Origin of the sequence: Sphingomonas sp. R86520 (assembly GCF_042466285.1) — a bacterium.
Lineage (GTDB): Bacteria > Pseudomonadota > Alphaproteobacteria > Sphingomonadales > Sphingomonadaceae > Sphingomonas.
In genome coordinates this window covers 3,281,832-3,302,739 of the sequence record NZ_JAXHBZ010000001.1, presented here as the reverse complement: position 1 = coordinate 3,302,739, position 20,908 = coordinate 3,281,832, and the positions used below count along the sequence as shown (strand labels likewise).

The following is a 20,908-nucleotide window of genomic DNA, read 5'->3' as shown; positions in this document are numbered from 1 at the left end:
GTACCAAGATCGAGCGCGATACCTCACGCAGCCACCCGCTTCGATGACAGGCGAATTACGTAATCATCCGCTTTAGCGTCTCGATCCGGTCCGCCTCCGCCGCCGGCTTGTCCGTCCTGATCCGCGCGATTCGCGGAAAGCGCATCGCGACGCCCGATTTGTGCCGCTTCGACTCGTGCAGCGAATCGAATGCGATCTCCAGGACCAGCGTCTTCTCCACCTCGCGCACCGGGCCGAAGCGGTTCTGCGTATGGTTGCGCACGAAGCTGTCGAGCATCTTGAGCTCTTCGTCGGTAATCCCGGAATACGCCTTGCCGACAGGAAGCAATTCACCCTCCTCGGTCCAGCACCCGAACGTGTAATCCGAATAATATGACGATCGCCGGCCCGAGCCGCGCTGCGCATACATCATCACGCAGTCGGCGGTCAGCGGATCGCGCTTCCATTTGTACCAGAGCCCGGCGCGGCGCCCGCCGACGTACGGCGAATCACGACGCTTCAGCATCACGCCCTCGATCGCCGCATCGCGCGCGGTGGCGCGGATCGCCTCCAGCGCTGTGAAATCGTCTGCCTCGATCACTAGGCTCAGGTCGAATCGCTCGGGATCGAGCTGCGGCACGAACGCCTCCAGCCGCTTGCGCCGCTCGGTCCACGGCAACGCGCGCAAATCCTCCTCACCGTCGAGCAACAGGTCGTAGAGCCGGACGAACGCAGGGTATTCGGCCAGCATCTTCGCCGAGACCGTCTTGCGCCCGAGCCTTTGCTGGAGCGCATTGAAGCTCGCCGCGCCGCCGCCGTCTTCCAGCGTGCCGCCCTGATGCTCGCCCTTTACCAGCAATTCGCCATCGACCGTCCCGGGTGTCCGGAACGCAGCTGCCACTTCGGGGAAGCTGCCCGTCACGTCGTCGCCGGTGCGGCTGTAAAGCCGCGTCTCACCCGCGACATGGACGATCTGTACGCGGATGCCGTCCCATTTCCACTCCGCGGCATAGTCGGCGAGATCGACGCGCAGGTCTTCCAGTCCGTGCGCGAGCATGAACGGCCGGAACACCGGCACGTCGGCCGGCGTCGGTTGCGCGCCCTTGCCCTCCGCCCAGGCGAACAAGCTCGGATACGGCGCATCCAGCCCGTGCCACACCTCCTCGACGGCATCGACATCGAGCCCGAACGCGTCGGCGAGCGCGGTCTTCGCCAGCCGCGCCGACACGCCGATTCGCAACGCGCCGGTTGCCATCTTCAGCAGCGCGAATCGCTCCTCCGCGTCCGATCGATCGAGCATCTCGGCCAGTGCACCCGGCGCATCCGCGCGCGACAACGCCGCCAGTCGCTCGACGACGTCCGTGATCGACAAGGGCGTGGGGTCGACCGGCACGACCGGCTCGGGCCAGAGCAGCGCCACCGTCTCCGCGGTATCGCCGACATAATCGCGGCTCATCCGGAACAGCACCGGATCGACGCGTTCCTCGATCAGCCCGCGGATCACCGCCGACTTCACACCTTTCAGATCGAGATCGCCGGTCAGCGCGGCCATCGCCCAGCCACGATCCGGATCAGGCGTCGCGCGCAGATAATCCGCGATCAGCTTCAGCTTGGCATTGCGGGAGCGCGTGTAGGTGAGCGAATCGAGCAGGGCGGCAAAAGCATGCATTCCCCTCAAACGCCCCGGCGAGGCGAAGGGATGCAGATACGAAACGACCGCCGTCGGATGTTCCGACGACGGTCGTTTCCGTACAGTCAGGCCTGTTGCGTCAGTCGACTGCGTTCTTGATGCCCTTGCCCGCGAGCAGGCCGAGCACGAGGAAGATCACGAACAAAGCGATCGCGATGAAGAACAGGATCTTGGCGATACCGATGAACGCGCCGCCGATGCCGCCGAAGCCAAGCAATGCCAGCACGAGGCCGACGACGAGAAAGGTGATGGCGAGCTTCAGCATGACGGCCTCCTATTTGGCAAGGATCGCTCAACCGGCTGGCGGGCCGGTTGGTTCCTCGCGCGTAACGATCAGCTCTTGCGGCTCGCCTCGAACAGGAACCAGGCGCGCTCTTCGGCCTGGTCGGTCCACTCGTCGACGATGCCGCTGGTCGCATTGTCCTTGGCCGCGTCGGCGGCATCCTTGACGATCCGGAACTGCTCGACGAGCTTCACATTGTCCTTGCGCAGTTCGGCGAGCATCTCGGTCGGGCCGACGAACGCCGCGTCGTTGTCCGCGATGGTCTGGTGGCGCGAGACGTCGCCGATCGAGCGCAGCGTGGTGTTGCCGGTCTTGCGCACGCGTTCGGCGATGGCGTCGGTGATGGCGAGGATCTGCGCGGACTGGTCGTCGAGCATCAGGTGATAATCGCGGAAATGCGGCCCCGACATGTGCCAGTGGAAGTTCTTGGTCTTGAGATACAGCGCATAGCAATCCGCGAGCGCGGCGTTCAGCGCGTCGGCGACGGACTTGGTGCTGTTGCTCGCCAGATCGGTCGGCGTGTCGAGGGCAGGGTTGATATCGGCCATGGGAAGCTCCGGTTTTAAAGTCGTTGCGTAAACGAACCGAAAGCCGAAATGCTCCCTTGCGTCAAGTGGTCACACCAGCCGAAGTGCACCGAGTGCCAGGATAAGGCCGAACGCGACGAACAGACCGCCGGCCACAATCCGCAGTGTCTTGAGGGGGAGCTTCAGCCACGCAGCCTCGCCCATCAACGCGGCGGGTACGATGACGACGAGCGAGCCGATCGTCGCACCGATCGCGGCGAGGGCTGGGACGGGGGTGCGCGCCGCTAGCGCCAGGACGATGAACTGCACGCCGTCGCCGAATGCCAGGATGAACAGACCGAGCGCAGCCGTCGCGATCGCGCCGATGTTCCAGCCCGTCAGTCGCTCGGGCGGCTTGGCGGGAAAGAACGCGCCACCGCCCTGCAACAGCAACGCCAGCGCGAGCATCAGTTGCTGCGCATTGGGTGCGAGCTTCGGCCCGATGACCGCGCCAAGCGTCGCCGCCAGTCCGCTGGCGGCGAGCATCGCAATGGTGGCCATCGCGATTACCAGACCTGGTTTGGCATAGCGGTCGGCCAGGATCGCGGCGAGCCACGCGGTGCGATCGCCAACCTGCGCCAGCGCGGCCGCAACAAGTGCCGCCATCAATGCGTCCATGAATTATCCCGCAAGGCGCACCGAACAGGCGGCGGCGAACGCGTGGCACGCCTGGACATCCTGCCGGTCGCTGCCGACGGCATCGCGCAGAATCGACAACCAGCCATGGACCAGCGCGCCATGTTCGCCGCGCGACAACGCTGAATCGACGAAATGCGCGACGGTGACCGCGGGGTTCAGGCCATTGCTGTGCGCGATCACGCGGATCGCATCGATTTCGGTCGCGATGTCGCAGGGGCGGGAATAGGGCGCGCGGACGTCCATCGCGGCGATTCGCGCGGCGAGGTCGGCTTTTACGGCGCTCATGTCATCGATTCGTCCTAGGTCGTCGATTCGTAACGCCTGCCCCATGATCCCCACTCCATTTTATCTGAGGATAGAATGCGCTTAGGGTAGTGAATAGCGGGTTAAATGGTGCGTTCTGCTGTGCGTGGAGGGCGTAAAGCTTGACTTCGCCCGCTGCGTCCGCCATGCGCCGCCCCTGATGGAGCGGCGGCGCGAGTTCGCCGCTTTCGCATTTTCAAGCCATAGGAATTGGGCTCATGGCCAAGCCGACCACCGTAAAGATCAAGCTGCTCAGCACCGCTGACACCGGCTTCTTCTACGTCACAAAGAAGAACCCCCGTACCAAGACGGAGAAGCTCTCCTTCTCGAAGTACGATCCCGTCGTGCGCAAGCATGTCGAGTTCAAGGAAGCCAAGATCAAGTAATCCGGCCGGCGGTCAAGGCCGCCGTCTGATTGCGACGATCCGGAAAGCCGCGGGTAGCGATACCGGCGGCTTTTGGCGTTTGTGTCATCCGTTCCAAACCCCGTCATCCCAGCGAAAGCTGGGATCTCGTGCCGCGGGGGCGCGCTCGAGACGGGGAATTTCCGGCTGATCTTCTTCAACCTCGTCATTCCAGCGAAAGCTGGGATCTCATGCCGCGAGGGCGTGCTCGAAACGGAGAGACCCCAGCTTTCGCTGGGGTGACGAATTGAGGGGGGTGAGGCGCGCGCGACGCGTGGTGTGTTCTTCCCGTTCCCGCATGCTTGCGCTCGCGTTTCCCCGTTCGGCTCCATCCGTCGCATGTTCGCTCCCCCTCCCGTTCGTCCCGAGTAGCCGTCGAGTAGTCGCCGCAGGCGGCGTATCGAGACGGCGTATCGAAGGACAGGTTGGCGCGCGGAACCCATGCTTCGATACGAGCCCTCGATACGCTGCTGGCGCAGCTACTCGGTCTCTACTCAGCACGAACGGAGTGGGGAAATACTAGGACGGAAAGCATACGCCTGCCGTTTCAGATCAACGCCCCAACCGCATCCATGAACCGCGCCAGGCTGATCGGCTTGGACACGTACGAATCCGCCCCCGCAGCCCGGATCCGCTCCTCGTCGTCGCGCCCGGCATACGCCGTCACCGCCATCACCGGGATCGCACGCAATTCCTCGTCCGCCTTTAGCTCGAGGATGATCTCGTAGCCGGTGACGTGTGGCATCTGGATGTCCATGATGATCAGGTCGGGCACGAAATCGCGAGCCCGCGCAACGGCTTCGCGGCCGTCGCGTACGGGTTCGACGGCGAACTGATGCGCGCGCAGCAGATCGCAGAATAGTTTGAGGTTCAGTTCGTTGTCCTCGACAACGAGCACCTTCTTTGTCACCGCCGCACCTTATCCGGAAAGAGGGGCACGATAGGCAATGCGCGACCGCGATTCAAACGAAGACGCCGAAGCGCTCGCCCTGCGCGCGCTGGTATGGACCCTGGTCGAGCCCGACCGCGCGATGCGGCTGTTGTCGGTCACCGGCCTCGAGCCGCACGATCTGCGCGCGCGGGCGAGCGATCCGACGGTGCTGTCGGCGGCGCTCGGCTTCCTCGAGAACCACGAGCCGGACCTGATAGCGTGCGCCGCATCGCTCGGCGTGAAGCCCGAGGCGCTCGTCCGCGCCCGTATGGAACTGGACGCATGAGGCCGCTGCTGATCAGCGATTGCGACGAGGTGCTGCTGCACATGGTCAAGCATTTCGGCGTCTGGCTCGACGAGCGCCACGACATCGACTTTGCGATCCAGCACGGCGATTTCTCGACCGCAATGACGCGGCGCGATGGTGGCCCGCCGCCGTCACGCGAGGATATGTGGGCGATGCTCGGCGAGTTCTTTCCCGCCGAGATGCACCGCCAGACGCTCGTGCCGCATGCGGTCGAGGCGCTCGCGCGGCTTGGCGAGGTGGCGGATATCGTCATCCTGACCAACCTGCAGGACGAATGCCGCCAGCCGCGGATCGAACAACTGGCCAAGTTCGGCATCGCCCACCGGGTCGAGTGCAACCAGGGCGGCAAGGGCACGCCGGTGTTGCGGCTGGTCGAGGAATACGGGAACCCGGTCACGGTGTTCGTCGACGATCTGGCGGTGCATCACGAATCGGTCGCCAAGCACGCACGGGGGGTGCACCGGCTGCACATGGTCTCCGAGCCGACGCTGGCGGTGAACGTGCCGAAAGCGCCCGAAGCGCACGCGCGGATCGACGATTGGCGCGAGGCAGCGGACTGGATTGCCGCACGGTTCGAGGCTGGGGTGCCGGCAGACGCCTGAGCCGTTCTTGTTCCCTCGCGAACGCGGGGGCTCAGGAACCAAAGGCGACATCGTCCGTAACCCTGGGCTCCCGCCTTCGCGGGAGAACAGGAAGGGCAGTGAGTAAAACCGTCCTGGCTTCCCCATCATCCCCGCGGCGGCGGGGACCCATACGCGCTACCGCTTCGATCATGACCACCCACCAATATGGCGTCCCGGCTGCGTTGGAATGACGGACGGGCGGGCGAGTCCCTTGACCCATCCCCCGCCGCTGTGGTGATGCTCTCGCATGACAGATCGTATCGACCGCAAGCTCGAAGAGCTGGGCCTCACCCTCCCGCAGGCTGCCGCACCCGTGGCATCCTACGTTCCGACCGTGCTGGCGAACGGCATGCTCCACATCTCCGGCCAGTTGCCGTTCAAGGAAGGGCAGCTTGTCACCGGCCGGGTCGGAGACGGCGTGTCGCTCGAAGACGCGCAGGAAGCCGCCAAGCTCTGCGCGCTCATGCTCGTCGCGCAGATGAAGGCGGCACTTGGCACGCTCGGTCGGGTCGAACGGATCGTGAAGCTCGGCGTATTCGTCAACTCCGCCGGCGACTTCACCGATCAGCCCAAGGTCGCCAACGGCGCCTCGGACCTGATGGTCGCGCTGTTCGGCGATGCCGGCAAGCACGCACGTTCGGCAGTTGGCGTCCCCATCCTCCCGCTCGGCGCTGCAGTCGAGATCGATGCGATCGTACAGGTTTCCGCCTGACCTTACCGGAGGCGCGCACGCGTCTCCACCTCTGGCCCTTGGAGGCGCGCCCCCGGGTCTCTACCTAGGCGGCAATGAACGCCGTCACAGCCCGCATCGCCCAAGGCGTCACCTCGATTGCGGCCGACGATTGGGAGGCGTGCTCCGGCACCGCCAACCCGCTCGTCGGACACGCCTTCCTCTCCGCGCTCGAAACGTCGAAAAGCGTCGGCGGCCGCTCCGGCTGGCAGGCGCTGCCGGTCGTGGTTGACGGCCCCGACGGCAAGCCGGCCGCAATCGCGCCCGCCTATGCAAAGAGCCACAGCCAGGGCGAATACGTCTTCGACCAGGGCTGGGCCGACGCCTGGGAGCGGGCCGGGGGTCAATATTACCCCAAGCTCCAGATCGCCGCACCGTTCAGCCCGGTGCCGGGGCCTCGGTTGCTGCTCCGTGACCGTGACCAAGCCCCCGCGCTGATCGCCGCGCTGGAAGCGGTGACCGACCAGAGCGGCTTGTCCTCGGCCCACGCCACCTTCATCGACCCGGACGAAGTGGTGCTGTTCGAGGCGGCAGGCTGGCTGATCCGCCAAGGCACGCAGTTCCACTGGAAGAACGACGGCTATACCAGCTTCGACGATTTCCTCGCCGTCCTCGCCAGCCGCAAGCGCAAGGCAATCCGGAAGGAACGCGCCGCGGCAGTCGAAGGCCTGACGATCCGCCATCTCACCGGCGCCGAGATCACGCCTGCGCACTGGAACGCGTTCTGGGTGTTCTACCAGGACACCGGCAGCCGCAAATGGGGCCAGCCATACCTGACGCGCGCGTTCTTCGACCGGATTGGCGAGACGATGGGCGACCAAATCCTGCTGATCCTCGCCGAACGCGACGGCGTGGCCATCGCCGGCGCGCTCAACCTGATCGGCGAGGACACGCTCTACGGCCGCTATTGGGGCGCAACCGAGGAGGTGCCGTTCCTCCATTTCGAGCTCTGTTATTACCAGGCGATCGATGCGGCCATCGCGCGGGGCTTGCAGACCGTCGAGGCCGGCGCGCAGGGCGAACACAAGCTCGCGCGTGGTTATGCTCCGGTAGCGACCTATTCCGCCCACTACATTCCCGATCCAAGCTTCCGACGCGCGATCGCCGACTATCTAGTCCGTGAGCGCGAAGCCGTTGCCGAACAGCAGGAGTATCTAGGCGAACTTACTCCGTTCCGGCGGGGCGAGCAGCAGGTCGGTTGACCCGATAAAGCAGACTGGTGCCATCGCGGCGGATCAGGGTCAGGTCGCGGATCAGCGCCGGATCGAATTTCGGCGGGTGGATCAGCCACACATAATCGAACGCCGCGCGCGGGAATTTCTCGAGCGCCATCGAGATCGGCCGCCAGAACTGGCCACGGCATTTGATGTCGCTGACGATCTCCGAGGGATCGTGCGCAAAGCCCTTCGCCGCGGGATATTGCGTCGTCAGCAGCTGCGCGCCGGCCATCGACCATTGATCGTTGGTGAAGGCCAGGCGGCGTTCGAGCAGTAGCGCGGGCACATGCTCGAGCCGGGTATACGCCCAGTCGTCGCGACACCGGCGCCCCACGAACGATACGACGCGAGCACGCTCGGGCACGGTATCGATCGCCGCGATCGCTTGGTCGTAGCTGCGGTCGTACATCAGGAAACTGATCGTGGTCCCGCCGAGCCGCACCGCGAAGAACGCGAAGCCGATCACCGCCAGCACCGCCGCGCCGCGCAGCGAAACGCCGTGCCGCGGCCGGAGAGCGATCAACGCGATCGCCAGCACGAACGGCGCGAGCCGCATGTCGGCATAGGCCGAGCCGAACACGATCCGCGGCAACAATATGTACACCGCCAGCAGGAACAGCGCCGATAGTCCCAGGTTGCGCGAATATTCGATGGTCTGGTCGCGCACGCCGCGGAACAGGATCACGAACAGCACGGTGACCGAGGCGATGTCGAACGTCATCCATCGATCGCGCAGGACCATCGTGATCCAGTTCATCTTCCAGCGCCAGTTGAACCAGTCCTGCGTCTTGCCACCGACGTGATCGCCCGACCGCCAGACCACCATCATCACCATCGGCAGCGCGAGTGGAAGGCAGTTCAGCCCGGCGCGGACGAACGCGTTGAACCAGCCATGTGCCCAGCTTTTGGGATCGCTCTGCCGGCGGATATCATGCTGATGAATGAGCTCGGCCGAGAAGGCGAGCACGCCCAGCACGCCCCAGCCGAACGTATGGCACAGCCACAACAGGCATGAGATCGGCACGAAGATCACCGCACGCAGGCGCACGCGCTTCAGTCGGCCCATCCGCAGCCACAGCGCGAACAGGTTGAGTGCCAGCGCCATCGATAGCGCGAAATTCACGAACCCGAACTGGAACGGGTAGCTGTAGGCGAGGGGCAGGGCGAACAATGCGGTCGCCGGAATGCGCCCATGCACCTCGCGCGCGATCCACAACAGGCCGGTGACCGTGAGCACGGGGATCGCGATCACGATCAGCTTCACCGCGAGCTGCAACCCGAAAATCGGCGCGAGCGGCACGATCAGCAGGTCGATGCCGAGGTTGCCGATCATCTGCCAGTGGAAATTGTACCAGTTCGAAAGCCACGGGTTGTCGGCGATCGCGAGCTGGACGCGGTACCGCCCCATATGCCCCGGAAGGTCGACGAGCGGCGGCACCTCCGGCCACAGCAGCGGTATCATCGACGCGAGCGCGACTGCGACGACGAAGCCGCGCGTCTGCCACCAGTGCAGCTTTTCCCCCTGAATATTCATACCGTCCGACCCTAGGGGCGGACGGGCGCACGAGACAAGTGCGCGCGCGACGAGTCGATCACCTTCTGGGCAAACTTCCGCATGATTCCAGGAGCGGGCTTACTGGTCCCGCCGTCCGAGCAAGCGTAGCCGGAGCGCATTCAACTTGATGAAGCCCGCCGCGTCGCGCTGGTCATACGCGCCCTGGTCGTCCTCGAAGGTCACGACCTTCTCGGAGTATAGCGAGTTCGCCGATTTGCGGCCGACGACGTACACACCGCCCTTGTAGAGCTTCAACCGGACGGTGCCCGATACCTTCGCCTGGCTGTGATCGATCGCCGCCTGCAGCATCTCGCGCTCGGGGCTGAACCAGAAGCCGTTGTAGATCAGCTCGGCATAACGTGGCGCCAGCTCGTCCTTCAGATGCGCGGCGCCGCGGTCGAGCGTCAACTGCTCGATGCCGCGGTGTGCGAGGTGATAGATCGTGCCACCGGGCGTCTCGTACATGCCGCGGCTCTTCATACCCACGAAGCGGTTCTCGACGAGATCGAGACGGCCGATGCCGTGGCGGCGGCCATACTCGTTGAGCGTCGACAGCAGGGTGGCCGGGCTCATCCCCTCGCCGTTGATCGCGACGCCGTCGCCGCGCTCGAAATCGATCGTGATGTATTCCGGCGCGTCGGGTGCGTCCTCGGGGTTCACCGTGCGCGAATAGACATAGTCGGGAACCTCGTCCCACGGGTTCTCGAGCACGAGGCCTTCGCTCGACGTGTGCAGCATGTTCGCATCGGTCGAGAACGGCGCCTGGCCGCGCTTGTCCTTGCTGACCGGAATCTGGTGCTGCTCGGCGAACTCGATCAGGCGCGTGCGGCTGGTGAGATCCCATTCGCGCCACGGCGCGATCACCTTGATGTCGGGCGACAGCGCGTAATAGCCGAGTTCGAACCGCACCTGGTCGTTGCCCTTGCCGGTCGCGCCGTGGCTGACCGCGTCGGCGCCGACCATCTTGGCGATCTCGATCTGGCGCTTGGCGATCAGCGGCCGCGCGATCGACGTGCCGAGCAGGTACAGCCCCTCGTACAGCGCGTTCGACCGCATCATCGGGAACACGTAGTCGCGGACGAACTCCTCGCGCAGGTCGTCGACGAAGATATGCTCGGGCTTGACGCCCATCATCTCGGCCTTGGCACGCGCCGGCTCGAGCTCTTCGCCCTGGCCGAGATCGGCGGTGAAGGTCACGACTTCGCAGTTATACGTCTGCTGGAGCCATTTCAGGATCACGCTCGTGTCCAGGCCACCGGAATAGGCGAGCACGACGCGGTTGATCTGATCGGTCACGGGCAGAATCCTTTGGGAATTTCCAATGCCCGCGCCCCTATGCGCTGGGGACCGTGCATGCAACCGCGCCATGCAACTCCGGCGTTAATGGCGCGTACAACCGAACCGGTCTATTCGCGCCGCAAATCCTCTGGAGTTTACCCACCGTGCTACGCCAAAGCCTTACCCTCCTCGTCCTTGCCGGCCTCGCGACTCCGGCGCTCGCGCAGGAAACCCGCGCGTCTGCCTCGGCCAAGTTCAAGGCGGAGTTCGCGGCATCGGATACCAACAAGGACGGCGTGCTGACGCGTGCCGAAGTACAGGCACGGATCGGCAACATGAAGGTGGGGCCAGGCCGTCCGGATCCGGTGCACGCCAAGCGTCTCGCGGATCTGTGGTTCACCAGCGCAGACAAGAACAAGGACGGCAAGGTCACGCAGGCCGAAGCGCAGGCGCTGCTGGCAGCGACGTTCGCCAAGTACGACGCCAACCACGACGGCAAGATCGGCGGCGACGAGCGCGCTGCGGCCAAGGCCGACGTACAGGGCCCGCGCTAACTCCATTCGCCTAACATCGTTGTTCTCCCGCGGACGCGGGAGCCCAGCTAAGTACCGTATCCCTGCTTGGTCTTGGGCCCCCGTCTCCGCGGGGGAACACGGAGGTTGACGGGCGGCGTCCTGCGCCAAGCCCGACGTGTACAGGGGACGGTGCGAGCGCGGGTCAGCCCTCCCGCAACGCCCGCTCACCCTCGATCATGTAGTCGCGCGTCAACGGCAGGGTCATCCGGCTCTTCGACAGCTGGATCTGGTAATTGACCATCCCCCCGGTGCGGAACGCTGCCGCGGCCCCCGCCAGGTAGAAGGTCCACATCCGATAGAAACGCTCGTCGTACAGCGCGACGATCGCGTCCTTCGCGGCCACGGTCCGATCGTACCAGAGATCGAGCGTCAGCGCGTAGTGGACGCGTAGCACCTCGATATCGGTGGGGAAGAGCTTCAGCCCCTCATACCCGCGCACGATTTCCGACAGTGCCGGATTATAGCCGCCCGGAAAGATGTACTTGGTCGTGAACGTATCGGTCACGCCAGGCCCGCCCATCCGGCCGATCGTGTGGAGCAGCATCACGCCGTCCTGCGTCAACAGGTCGCGGCATTTGCGGAAGAACGCCTTGTAGTGCGCCGGGCCGACATGCTCGAACATCCCGACCGACACGATCCGGTCGAAACTCCCCGTCAACGCGCGGTAATCGATCAGCTCGAACTTCACCTTGTCGGCGACGCCGGCCTCTTCGGCCCGCCGCCGCGCGACCTTCAACTGCTCCTCGCTAAGCGTCACGCCAAGCACCTCGGCACCGGTCTTCGCATGCAGGTACAACGCCATCCCGCCCCAGCCGCAGCCGATGTCGAGCACCCGCATCCCCGGCTCGATCGCAAGCTTGGCGGCGATATGCGCCTTCTTGTCGTCCTGGGCCTGCTCGAGACTGTTGTCGGGGTCGGTGAAGTACGCGCAGGAATATTGCCGGTCCGCGTCGAGGAAGAGGTCGTACAACCGGTCCGAAAGGTCGTAATGATGCGCGACGTTCTTCTTCGACCGGCGCGCCATGTTCACGCGGTCGACGCGGTGCACGACCTTCCCAAGCAGCTTGATCGGCAGCGACGGATTGAGCCCGCCGCCACGCTCCCAAGGGCTGTTGCCCTTGAGCAGGTTGACCAGATCACGGATGTCGCCGCGATCGATGGCGAGCCGACCGTCCATGAACGCCTCCGCGGCGCCAAGCGCCGGATGGCGGACGATCGCGCCCGCAACGCCGGGCTCGGTCAGGCGGATCGTAACCGGATTATAGGCGGGATCAGGCTTGCCGAAGTGCTTGGTCGTGCCATCTGCGTGGATGAGCGTGAGCTCGCCGGTTTTAACCTGCCGAGCCAGGAAACGATCGAAAAGTGCCATGCCGCGTTAGCTAATGACTGGTATGGAATTGCGCTACCCCTCGGGACGGCTCAGATCCCGGCGTACCAGTCATAATCGACGTTATCTTCCCAATAGCCGCCCTTGCCCTTGCCGATCCCGGTAAGGCTGGCGACCGCATCGATCGCCATGACGTACTTCGCGTGCTTGTAACCGAGTTGGCGCTCGACCCGGAGCCGCACCGGTGCCCCGTGCGCGACGTCGAGCACGCGGTTATTAAGTGCCCAGGCGAGGATAGTCTGCGGGTGGAAGGCATCGATCAGGTCGATCGATTCATAATAGGGCGTGCCGCGGTACAGGTCCGCGCAGGTGAAGACGATGTAGCGCGCGCTGCTCTGCAACCCGGCAGCGGTCAGCAGCGCGCCGAGCTTTGGCCCCTGCCATTTGCCAATCGCGCTCCAGCCCTCGACGCAATCGTGCCGCGTGATCTGCGCACGCGACGGCATTTGGCGGAGTTGCGGCAGCGAGACCGACAACGGCCGATCGACCAGACCGCCGATCTTCAGCCGGTAATCCGCGAAATTGTTCGCGACCATCGCGGTATAATCCGCCGTGCCCGGATCGCGCGTGCCGTTCGACCGAAAGATCGGCGACATCTGCGCGGGGGTGAACTCGGGCGCGAGCGCATTGCGGTTGGTGAGCGCGCGTTGCAGCCCACGGTTCATGTCCTCGCCCATGAACAGGATCTTCCGCGCCGACGGGTTCTGGATGACCTTGTCGCAGCCCGTGAGCAGCGCGCCCGCGCCGATCGTCGCACCGGCAACCAGCGTGCGGCGGGTAATCAGCGAACTCATGCGATGTCCTCCGGCGGGTGAGCGGGCACTGCCCAACGCCCGGTGATCATCGACCGAACCTCGTTCCAGGCGCCCGCCAGAATGACCAGCGCGATGTGGACGACGATGAACAGCACCAGCCCGGTCGCGGCGATGAAGTGGATAGAGCGTGCCGATTGCCGCCCGCCGAACACCTCGAGCAACCACGGCCATGCCGCATCCATACCCGGCGACATCGTCAGCCCGGTCAGGATCATCAGCGGGATCAACACGAAGATCGTCGCCACGTACGACAGCTTCTGGAGAATGTTGTATGCGCCCGGCCGCTTCGGATCATGGAAGCGGAAGGCAATATGCTCGCGGACGTCATGCGCGACCGCCTGCGGCGCGAGCTCGGCGGCGCGCACGCGCAGGTCGCGCTGGAAATGCCGGTTGATCAGGCTCACGATCATGAACCCGAGCAACGCGAACGCGAGCACCAGTGCGAACAGCAGATGCCACCGCCGCGAGATCGCCAGATTATAACTCGTGGGGATCGTCAGCAGGTTGAGCAGCGTCACGATCCAACTTGGCCACTGGTCGAGTGTCGTCCACGCGGTATCGAAATTCGCGCCGTACCGCCCCCAGTACAGCCTCGGATGCGCCTTGAAGATGCCGATCCCACTGCCGATCATGACGAACATCGTCACCACCGTCACCCAGTGCCAGACGCGAGTCGCCAGCCGGTGGCGCTTGATGACAACCACGGAAGTCGGGGGAAGGTAGGGATCGTTCATGCTTGGTCTTCGCTCTAGCCAGTCGAACCTGAACCTAGCAGGGATATCCGCATGACCGAATGGCATTCTTACGAACCCGCGAACGGCCACCGCCTGCCGCACGATCCCCTCAACGCGATCGTCGCCCCGCGACCGATCGGCTGGGTCAGCAGCGTCTCCCCGGACGGCGTGCCGAACCTTGCACCGTACAGCTTCTTCAACCTGTTCAACTACAACCCGCCGCTCATCGGCTTCTCGTCGATGGGTTGGAAGGACAGCGTCGCCAATATCGAGGCGACCGGGGAGTTCGTCTGGAACCTCGTCACGCGCGATCTCGGCGACGCGATGAACGCGACGTCTGCCGGCGTTCCGGCAAACGTCGACGAGTTTGCATTGGCCGGCCTCGAGATGGCGGCATCGACCAAGGTCAAGCCGGCGCGCGTCGCCGCCAGCCGCGCGCAGTTCGAATGCAAGCTGACGCAGCTCATCCGGCTCGAAACCAAGGAAGGTCGCGAACTGGATCAGTGGCTGGTACTCGGCGAGGCGGTCGCGATCCACATCGACTCGGCGATGCTGGAGGGCGGCGTCTACCAGACGGCGCGCGCGCAACCGATCCTGCGCGGCGGCGGTCCGGCCGATTATTTCACGATCACCGAAGACTCGTTGTTCAAGATGCGGCGGCCGACTTGATGGCGACCGCCATGAGTCCTCTCGCCACGCGCATGGCGCTCTTGGCGCTGGCGGTAGGAGGGTTCGCGATCGGCACCACCGAGTTCGCCGCGATGAGCCTGCTGCCGCAGTTTGCGCGCGGGCTCGGCATCGACGAGCCGACCGCCGGGCACGTCATCAGCGCCTATGCGCTCGGCGTGGTGGTCGGTGCGCCGACGATCGCCGTGCTGGCCGCGAAGATCGAGCGGCGCGTGCTGCTGATCGGGCTGATGACCTTTCTCGGCATCGCCAACGGCCTGTCCGCCCTTGCGCCGACGTACCACCTGATGCTGCTCGCCCGGTTCCTCAGTGGCCTGCCGCACGGCGCGTATTTTGGCGTCGGGTCGCTGGTGGCGGCCTCGATGGTGCCGCGCGAGAAGCGGTCGCGCGCCGTCTCGCGGATGATGCTCGGGCTGACCGTAGCAACGATTGCTGGCGTGCCGTTGGCCAATGCCATCGGGCAGTGGGTCGGCTGGCGCTGGGGCTTTGGCGTCGTTGCGATCATCGCGGCCGCGACCGTCGCAATGCTACTGAAGTTCGCGCCGGTGCTCCGCCCCGCCAGGGATGCTAGCCCGCTCGGGGAGCTCGCAGCGTTGCGGAACGGCCAGGTGTGGCTGACGCTGGCGATCGGCGCGGTCGGGTTCGGCGGTATCTTCTGCGTTTATACGTATCTCGCGTCGACCTTGACCGAGGTCACCGGCGTGTCGTCCGCGTTCACGCCGGTTGCTTTTTCGCTGTTCGGGGTGGGGATGACGATCGGTACCCTGGTGTGCGCCAAGGCCGCCGACGTCGCGCTGATGCCGGCGGCGGGAATCACGCTGTTGTTCGGGGCAGGGGCGCTCGCGCTCTACGCCCCGGCCACGCCGCATCTCTGGACGATCCTGCCCGTCGTGGTGCTGATCGGCTGTGGCGGCGGCTTGTCGACGATCCTGCAGACGCGGCTGATGGATGTCGCGGAGGATGCACAGACGTTGGCAGCGGCGCTCAACCATTCGGCGTTCAATACCGCCAATGCGATCGGGCCGTGGCTCGGAGGTCTCGCGATTGCTGGAGGCTATGGTCTGCCGTCGACCGGTTGGGTCGGGACAGCGCTAGCGCTCGGTGGGTTCGCGATCTGGGCGTTGTCCTGGGGGCTGGACCGTCGGCGGGCTTAAGGTCGCTAGGGTGACGCAGTAGCTCTTACGCTATCGTCACCTAACCCCAGCATCGTCACCTAACCCCAGCGCGCGCACACACGTCACCTTAGCCCCCCACACGCACGTCACCCCAGCGAAAGCTGGGGTATGCCTGTTGGCGAATGCTGCGACCCGAATGGGGAGATCCCAGCTTTCGCTGGGATGAGGGTACTGAAATGACGGGTACTGGCGTAACCGGTACTTGGATGAGGGGTATCAGGCGGCGTCTTGTCGACAGGATCGCAGCGACCGTTCGATCCGAAGGATGCCTCGCCCCCCTCAGCGCGCGATATCGCGCTTGGCGAGCTGCTTGTTCAGGCCCAGTGCGATCAGCGTGAACACCGCGCCGGAGAACAGGTACGCGCCGCTCGCGGCCAGACCCAGCTTGCTCGACAGCAGCAATGCCGCCAGCGGGGCAAAGCCCGCCCCGAACAACCAGGCGAGATCGGTCGTCAGCGCAGAGCCGGTGTAACGATGCTGCGGGCTGAGGCTCGACGCCACGGCGCCCGACGACTGGCCGAATGAAAGGCCGAACAACAGGAAGCCGATGCCCATGAACAGGCGCTCGCCGACGTCGCCGCCGTTGAGGAGCGAGGGTGCGGCGATGGCGAACAACGCGATCAGGACGGCGATCGTGCCCAGCATCGTCCGCCGACCGAAGCGATCGGCCAGCAGTCCGGACACCAGCGTAGCGCCCAGACCGATCACGGCGCCGATCATCTCGACGACCAGAAACTCACCCGGTGCCTCGCGCGTGAACAGCACGATCCACGACAGCGGGAACACGGTCACCATGTGGAACAGCGCGAAGCTGGCGAGCGGCACGAACGAGCCAAGCCAGATTGCCTTCCACTCCGACTGGATCGTATCCACGACCGGCGCCGGCTGAAGCTCGCGCTTTTCGTACATGTCCTCGAACTCGGGAGTGACGACGAGGCGGAGACGGGCGAACAGCGCGACGACGTTGATCGCGAACGCGACGAAGAACGGATAGCGCCAGCCCCAGGCGAAGAAATCCTCGGTCGGCAGAGCGGCGACGAAGAACGCGAACAGGCCACTCGCCACCAGCAAGCCGAACGGCGCGCCGAGCTGCGGCAGCATCGCGTACCACCCGCGATGCTTTTCAGGTGCGTTCAGCGACAGCAGCGAGGCGAGGCCATCCCATGCGCCACCAAGCGCAACGCCTTGGCCGATTCGCAGGAGCGCGAGGATCACCACCGACCAGTTGCCGACTTCGGCATAGCCGGGGATGAACCCCATCGCGACGGTCGAGGTGCCGAGCAGGAACAACGACATCGTCAGCTTGACGCTGCGCCCGTACGCGCGATCGACCGCGATGAAGATGATCGAGCCGATCGGGCGGGCGATGAACGCCAGTGCGAACACCGCGAACGAGTACAGCGTGCCTTGCAACCGGTCGACATACGGGAAGACCAGCGTCGGGAACACGAGCACGGAGGCGATCGCGTACACGAAGAAGTCGAAGAATTCCGACGTCCGGCCGATCACGACGCCGATCGCGATCACACCCGGCGAGACATGCTCGCCATCGCTGTGGATTTCGCGAGCGTCGCTCTCGAAGCTCGTTTCGGGAACCGTGTTTGCAGTCATTCTTCAACTCGCTCTTGCAGGGCCCGAGCCCGACGATACCCCGACGATACGCTGTTCCGACGGATGCGGGCAGGGGCAATCTATGCTACCCCGCGTAATGATAAAGCCATGCCGATGTTGCAGTGCAGCGCCCATTGGACAAATTGTCCACTGTAGTGCAGCGCAACCGAGGCGTAGGGGGGCACAATGACCGTCGTGAAATCGCTTTCCCGCTTGAAATTGTGGCTTGCTGCCATGCCGTTGGCGCTGCTTACCAGCGGCTGCAACTGGGTCGTGATGTCCCCCTCGGGTGATATCGCGGTGCAGCAACGCGATCTCGTTCTCATCGCCACGGGGCTGATGCTGCTGATCATCGTGCCGGTGATCTGCGCGACGTTGTTCTTCGCCTATCACTATCGCCAGTCGAACAAGGCCGCGCGCTACGAGCCGAAATGGGATCACTCGGTCGGGCTCGAGCTGATGATCTGGGGCGCGCCGCTGCTGATTATCATCGCGCTGGGCGCGCTGACCTGGACCAGCACGCATCTGCTCGATCCGTACCGTCCGCTTGGCCGGATCAAGCCTGATACGCCGACGCTCGCCAATAACGTGCCGGTCGGCAATCTGGTCGACAACCAGCAGCAGGCCAATGGCGCGGGCAAGCCGCTCGAGGTGCAGGTCGTGGCGCTCGATTGGAAGTGGCTGTTCATCTATCCGGAATACGGCATCGCCACGGTCAACGAGCTGGCCGCGCCGGTCGATCGGCCGATCCGCTTCCAGCTGACCTCGTCTTCGGTGATGAACGCGTTCTACATCCCCGCGCTCGCCGGCATGATCTACACGATGCCAGGCATGCAGACGACGTTGAACGCGGTCATCAACAAGCCCGGCAACTATGAGGGCTTTTCGTCCAACTATAGCGGCGCAGGCTTCTCGGGCATGCGCTTCCGCTTCCACGGCGTCGACGATGCGGGCTTCCAGGCCTGGGTCAACCAGGTCAAGCAGCGCGGTGGGGGCCTGAACCGGGCGAGCTATCTCCAGTTGGAGAAGCCGAGCGAGAAGGTCCCGGTCCGCTATTACAATGCGGTCGAGGCGAACATGTTCAAGCTGGTCGTCGAACAGTGCGTCCAGCCCGGCAAGGTCTGCATGTCGCAGATGATGCACGGCGGGAAGAACGGCGGCGACTCGCACAGCAACATGGCGATGCCCGGCGTCAACGGCGGCAAGGGCCCGCAGGACGTAAAGGAACGCCCCGAAGGCGCGCTGATGAAGGATCCCGGCGAGAAGGGTAGCGGCAACCATTGGACCGCGCCCGCCGACATCAAGCAGGACGGTGCCAACAGCGCTCCCGGCTCGCAGCAGAACCGCAACCACACGATGCTGACCCCCTCCACCATGCCGGGCACGCGCCCCGTCGCGAACGGCTAGAGAACCATCATGAACGACACTCTGTTGAAGACTATCTTCGGTCGCTTGACCCTGGAGTCGCTGCCGCTGCACGAACCGATCGTCGTCGCCACCTTCGCGATGGTCGCGATCGGCGGCCTCGGTCTCGTCGCGGCGCTGACCTATTTCAAGGTCTGGGGCTATCTGTGGAACCAGTGGTTCACCAGCGTCGATCACAAGAAGATCGGGATCATGTACATGATCCTCGCGATCGTCATGCTGCTGCGCGGGTTCTCCGACGCGATCATGATGCGTGCGCAGCAGGCGATGGCGTTCAACGGTTCCGAAGGATATCTGACCGCGCATCACTATGACCAGGTCTTCACCGCGCACGGCGTGATCATGATCTTCTTTGTGGCGATGCCGATGGTCACGGGCCTGATGAACTACGTCGTCCCGCTCCAGATCGGTGCGCGCGACGTGTCGTTCCCGTTCCTCAACAATTTCAGCTTCTGGATGACCACGGCCGGTGCCGTGATCGTCATGATGTCGCTGTTCATCGGCGAGTTCGCGCGGACCGGCTGGCTCGCGATGCCACCGCTTTCGGGACTGGCGTATTCGCCTGATGTCGGTGTCGATTACTATATCTGGGCGTTGCAGATCGCGGGCATCGGGACACTGTTGTCCGGCGTCAATCTGGTCGCGACCATCGTCAAGATGCGCGCGCCCGGCATGACCATGATGAAGATGCCGATCTTCACCTGGACGTCGCTCTGCACCAACATCCTGATCGTCGCCGCTTTCCCGGTGCTGACCGCGGTGCTCGCGATGCTGTCGCTCGATCGCTACATCGGTACCGCGTTCTTCACGAACGACGCCGGCGGCAACCCGATGATGTACGTCAACCTGATCTGGATCTGGGGTCACCCCGAAGTCTACATCCTGGTCCTGCCGGCGTTCGGCATCTTCTCGGAGGTCACCTCGACCTTCTCGGGCAAGCGGCTCTTCGGCTACAGCTCGATGGTCTATGCGACGCTCGTCATCACGATCCTCGCCTACCTCGTCTGGCTGCACCACTTCTTCACAATGGGCTCGGGCGCTAGCGTAAACTCGTTCTTCGGCATCACCACGATGATCATCTCGATCCCGACCGGGGCCAAGATCTTCAATTGGCTGTTTACGATGTACAAGGGCCGGATCCGGTTCGAACTGCCGATGATGTGGACGATCGCCTTCATGGTGACCTTCACGATCGGCGGCATGACCGGCGTCCTGCTCGCGGTGCCACCAGCCGATTTCGTGCTGCATAACTCGCTGTTCCTCGTCGCGCATTTCCATAACGTGATCATCGGCGGCACGCTGTTCGGCATGTTCGCGGGGATCAACTACTGGTTCCCCAAGGCGTTCGGCTTCAAGCTGGACAAGAAATGGGGCACGATCTCGTTCTGGTGCTGGGTCGTCGGCTTCTACTTCGCGTTCATGCCGCTCTACGTGCTCGGCCTGATGGGCGTGACTCGCCGGATGCGCTATTTCGACGATCCGAACCTGCAGATCTGGTTCGTCATCGCCGCCTTCGGTGCAGCGATGATCGCAGCCGGTATCGGTGCGTTTCTGATGCAGATCTTCGTCAGCATCCGTAACCGCGAGGCGCTGGCCGATCACAGCGGCGATCCCTGGGGTGGCCGTACGCTCGAATGGTCGACCTCATCGCCGCCGCCGGAATATAATTTCGCGTTCACGCCGATCATCCACGATCTGGATGCCTGGTACGACATGAAGGACCGCAAGCACACGCGCCCGGTCTCCGGTTTCAAGGCGATCCATATGCCGAGCGGCACTGGCACGGGCGTCGTGCTTGCCGGCCTCAGCGTGGCACTCGGCTTTGCGATGATCTGGTACATGTGGTGGCTTGCCGTCATCGCACTGGTCGGCATCTTCGCGACGACGATCTTCCACACCTTCAACTACAAGCGCGACTTCTACATCCCGGTCGAGGACGTGATCGCCAGCGAGGACGCGCGCACCCGCCAGCTCGCGACCCAGGGAGCCTGACG

At 64.3% G+C, this 20,908-nt stretch carries 22 protein-coding genes; 10 read left to right on the top strand and 12 right to left on the bottom strand.

Annotation, left to right across the window (positions count from 1 at the left end):
* Positions 1 to 55: 55 nt before the first annotated feature.
* The 5 genes from SJY41_RS15090 to SJY41_RS15070 form a co-directional block, all read right to left on the bottom strand.
* On the bottom strand, positions 56 to 1,648 hold the full coding sequence (locus tag SJY41_RS15090; RefSeq protein WP_380783039.1) for a cisplatin damage response ATP-dependent DNA ligase: 1,593 nt from the start codon (positions 1,646 to 1,648) through the stop codon (positions 56 to 58).
* A gap of 100 nt (positions 1,649 to 1,748) precedes the next feature.
* Positions 1,749 to 1,934 (bottom strand): DUF1328 family protein, encoded by a 186-nt coding sequence (locus SJY41_RS15085; RefSeq protein WP_380783038.1) that lies wholly within the window; start codon positions 1,932 to 1,934, stop codon positions 1,749 to 1,751.
* 68 nt (positions 1,935 to 2,002) lie between these two features.
* Complete coding sequence (locus SJY41_RS15080) at positions 2,003 to 2,500, bottom strand: Dps family protein (RefSeq protein ID WP_380783037.1); 498 nt, start codon at positions 2,498 to 2,500, stop codon at positions 2,003 to 2,005.
* Between the two features lie 69 nt (positions 2,501 to 2,569).
* The gene (locus SJY41_RS15075; protein WP_380783036.1) at positions 2,570 to 3,136 is read right to left on the bottom strand and encodes a TMEM165/GDT1 family protein; all 567 of its coding nucleotides are present in this window, start codon (positions 3,134 to 3,136) and stop codon (positions 2,570 to 2,572) included.
* Positions 3,137 to 3,139: 3 nt separating this feature from the next.
* Entirely contained in the window at positions 3,140 to 3,442 is a 303-nt protein-coding gene (locus SJY41_RS15070) for a hypothetical protein (RefSeq protein WP_380783035.1), read from the bottom strand.
* Between the two features lie 236 nt (positions 3,443 to 3,678).
* On the opposite strand from SJY41_RS15070, the gene rpmG reads away from it, so the two are divergent.
* Positions 3,679 to 3,846 carry a 50S ribosomal protein L33 gene (rpmG, locus tag SJY41_RS15065; RefSeq protein ID WP_055881863.1) on the top strand — a complete coding sequence of 56 codons (168 nt, stop codon included), beginning with the start codon at positions 3,679 to 3,681 and terminating at the stop codon, positions 3,844 to 3,846.
* A 565-nt stretch (positions 3,847 to 4,411) separates the two neighbouring features.
* On the opposite strand, the gene SJY41_RS15060 is transcribed toward rpmG, so the two are convergent.
* On the bottom strand, positions 4,412 to 4,774 hold the full coding sequence (locus SJY41_RS15060) for a response regulator (RefSeq protein WP_380783034.1): 363 nt from the start codon (positions 4,772 to 4,774) through the stop codon (positions 4,412 to 4,414).
* 37 nt (positions 4,775 to 4,811) lie between these two features.
* On the opposite strand from SJY41_RS15060, the gene SJY41_RS15055 reads away from it, so the two are divergent.
* From SJY41_RS15055 to SJY41_RS15040, 4 genes are all read left to right on the top strand, one after another.
* Entirely contained in the window at positions 4,812 to 5,081 is a 270-nt protein-coding gene (locus SJY41_RS15055) for a DUF3572 domain-containing protein (protein WP_380783033.1), read from the top strand.
* Positions 5,078 to 5,704 carry an HAD family hydrolase gene (locus SJY41_RS15050; RefSeq protein WP_380783032.1) on the top strand — a complete coding sequence of 209 codons (627 nt, stop codon included), beginning with the start codon at positions 5,078 to 5,080 and terminating at the stop codon, positions 5,702 to 5,704. Before SJY41_RS15055 ends, SJY41_RS15050 begins: the two co-directional genes overlap by 4 nt.
* A gap of 268 nt (positions 5,705 to 5,972) precedes the next feature.
* The gene (locus SJY41_RS15045; RefSeq protein ID WP_380783031.1) at positions 5,973 to 6,437 is read left to right on the top strand and encodes a RidA family protein; all 465 of its coding nucleotides are present in this window, start codon (positions 5,973 to 5,975) and stop codon (positions 6,435 to 6,437) included.
* Between the two features lie 74 nt (positions 6,438 to 6,511).
* Positions 6,512 to 7,657: a GNAT family N-acetyltransferase gene (locus tag SJY41_RS15040; protein ID WP_380783030.1), complete on the top strand. Its 1,146-nt coding sequence runs from the start codon at positions 6,512 to 6,514 to the stop codon at positions 7,655 to 7,657.
* Here the strand turns inward: SJY41_RS15040 and SJY41_RS15035 are convergent.
* Together SJY41_RS15035 and SJY41_RS15030 are read right to left on the bottom strand one after the other, a co-directional pair.
* A complete protein-coding gene (locus SJY41_RS15035) occupies positions 7,620 to 9,206 on the bottom strand; it encodes a hypothetical protein (RefSeq protein WP_380783029.1) in 1,587 nt (528 codons plus the stop codon). The genes SJY41_RS15040 and SJY41_RS15035 overlap by 38 nt on opposite strands.
* Before the next feature lie 99 nt (positions 9,207 to 9,305).
* The gene (locus tag SJY41_RS15030) at positions 9,306 to 10,523 is read right to left on the bottom strand and encodes an argininosuccinate synthase (protein WP_380783028.1); all 1,218 of its coding nucleotides are present in this window, start codon (positions 10,521 to 10,523) and stop codon (positions 9,306 to 9,308) included.
* Between the two features lie 146 nt (positions 10,524 to 10,669).
* Between SJY41_RS15030 and SJY41_RS15025 the strand changes: the two genes are divergently transcribed.
* Positions 10,670 to 11,059 carry an EF-hand domain-containing protein gene (locus tag SJY41_RS15025; RefSeq protein WP_133020312.1) on the top strand — a complete coding sequence of 130 codons (390 nt, stop codon included), beginning with the start codon at positions 10,670 to 10,672 and terminating at the stop codon, positions 11,057 to 11,059.
* A gap of 163 nt (positions 11,060 to 11,222) precedes the next feature.
* Here SJY41_RS15025 and SJY41_RS15020 read toward each other — a convergent pair whose 3' ends face one another.
* Genes SJY41_RS15020 through SJY41_RS15010 form a run of 3 tightly spaced genes read right to left on the bottom strand, consistent with a single transcriptional unit; the run spans position 11,223 to position 14,016 of the window.
* On the bottom strand, positions 11,223 to 12,449 hold the full coding sequence (locus SJY41_RS15020) for a class I SAM-dependent methyltransferase (RefSeq protein ID WP_380783027.1): 1,227 nt from the start codon (positions 12,447 to 12,449) through the stop codon (positions 11,223 to 11,225).
* A gap of 50 nt (positions 12,450 to 12,499) precedes the next feature.
* The gene (locus SJY41_RS15015) at positions 12,500 to 13,261 is read right to left on the bottom strand and encodes a molybdopterin-dependent oxidoreductase (RefSeq protein WP_380783026.1); all 762 of its coding nucleotides are present in this window, start codon (positions 13,259 to 13,261) and stop codon (positions 12,500 to 12,502) included.
* Positions 13,258 to 14,016 (bottom strand): cytochrome b/b6 domain-containing protein, encoded by a 759-nt coding sequence (locus SJY41_RS15010; RefSeq protein WP_380783025.1) that lies wholly within the window; start codon positions 14,014 to 14,016, stop codon positions 13,258 to 13,260. The genes SJY41_RS15015 and SJY41_RS15010 overlap by 4 nt, the downstream gene beginning before the upstream one ends.
* A 51-nt stretch (positions 14,017 to 14,067) precedes the next feature.
* Here SJY41_RS15010 and SJY41_RS15005 point away from each other — a divergent pair, with 51 nt between their 5' ends.
* Positions 14,068 to 14,685 carry a flavin reductase family protein gene (locus SJY41_RS15005; protein ID WP_380783024.1) on the top strand — a complete coding sequence of 206 codons (618 nt, stop codon included), beginning with the start codon at positions 14,068 to 14,070 and terminating at the stop codon, positions 14,683 to 14,685.
* 11 nt (positions 14,686 to 14,696) lie between these two features.
* On the top strand, positions 14,697 to 15,857 hold the full coding sequence (locus SJY41_RS15000; protein WP_380783023.1) for an MFS transporter: 1,161 nt from the start codon (positions 14,697 to 14,699) through the stop codon (positions 15,855 to 15,857).
* A 300-nt stretch (positions 15,858 to 16,157) separates the two neighbouring features.
* On the opposite strand, the gene SJY41_RS14995 is transcribed toward SJY41_RS15000, so the two are convergent.
* Positions 16,158 to 17,489 carry an MFS transporter gene (locus SJY41_RS14995; protein WP_380783022.1) on the bottom strand — a complete coding sequence of 444 codons (1,332 nt, stop codon included), beginning with the start codon at positions 17,487 to 17,489 and terminating at the stop codon, positions 16,158 to 16,160.
* A gap of 186 nt (positions 17,490 to 17,675) precedes the next feature.
* Between SJY41_RS14995 and SJY41_RS14990 the strand changes: the two genes are divergently transcribed.
* Together SJY41_RS14990 and cyoB are read left to right on the top strand one after the other, a co-directional pair.
* A complete protein-coding gene (locus tag SJY41_RS14990) occupies positions 17,676 to 18,896 on the top strand; it encodes a COX aromatic rich motif-containing protein (RefSeq protein ID WP_380783021.1) in 1,221 nt (406 codons plus the stop codon).
* Between the two features lie 9 nt (positions 18,897 to 18,905).
* A complete protein-coding gene (gene cyoB / locus SJY41_RS14985; RefSeq protein WP_380783020.1) occupies positions 18,906 to 20,906 on the top strand; it encodes a cytochrome o ubiquinol oxidase subunit I in 2,001 nt (666 codons plus the stop codon).
* Positions 20,907 to 20,908: the final 2 nt, after the last annotated feature.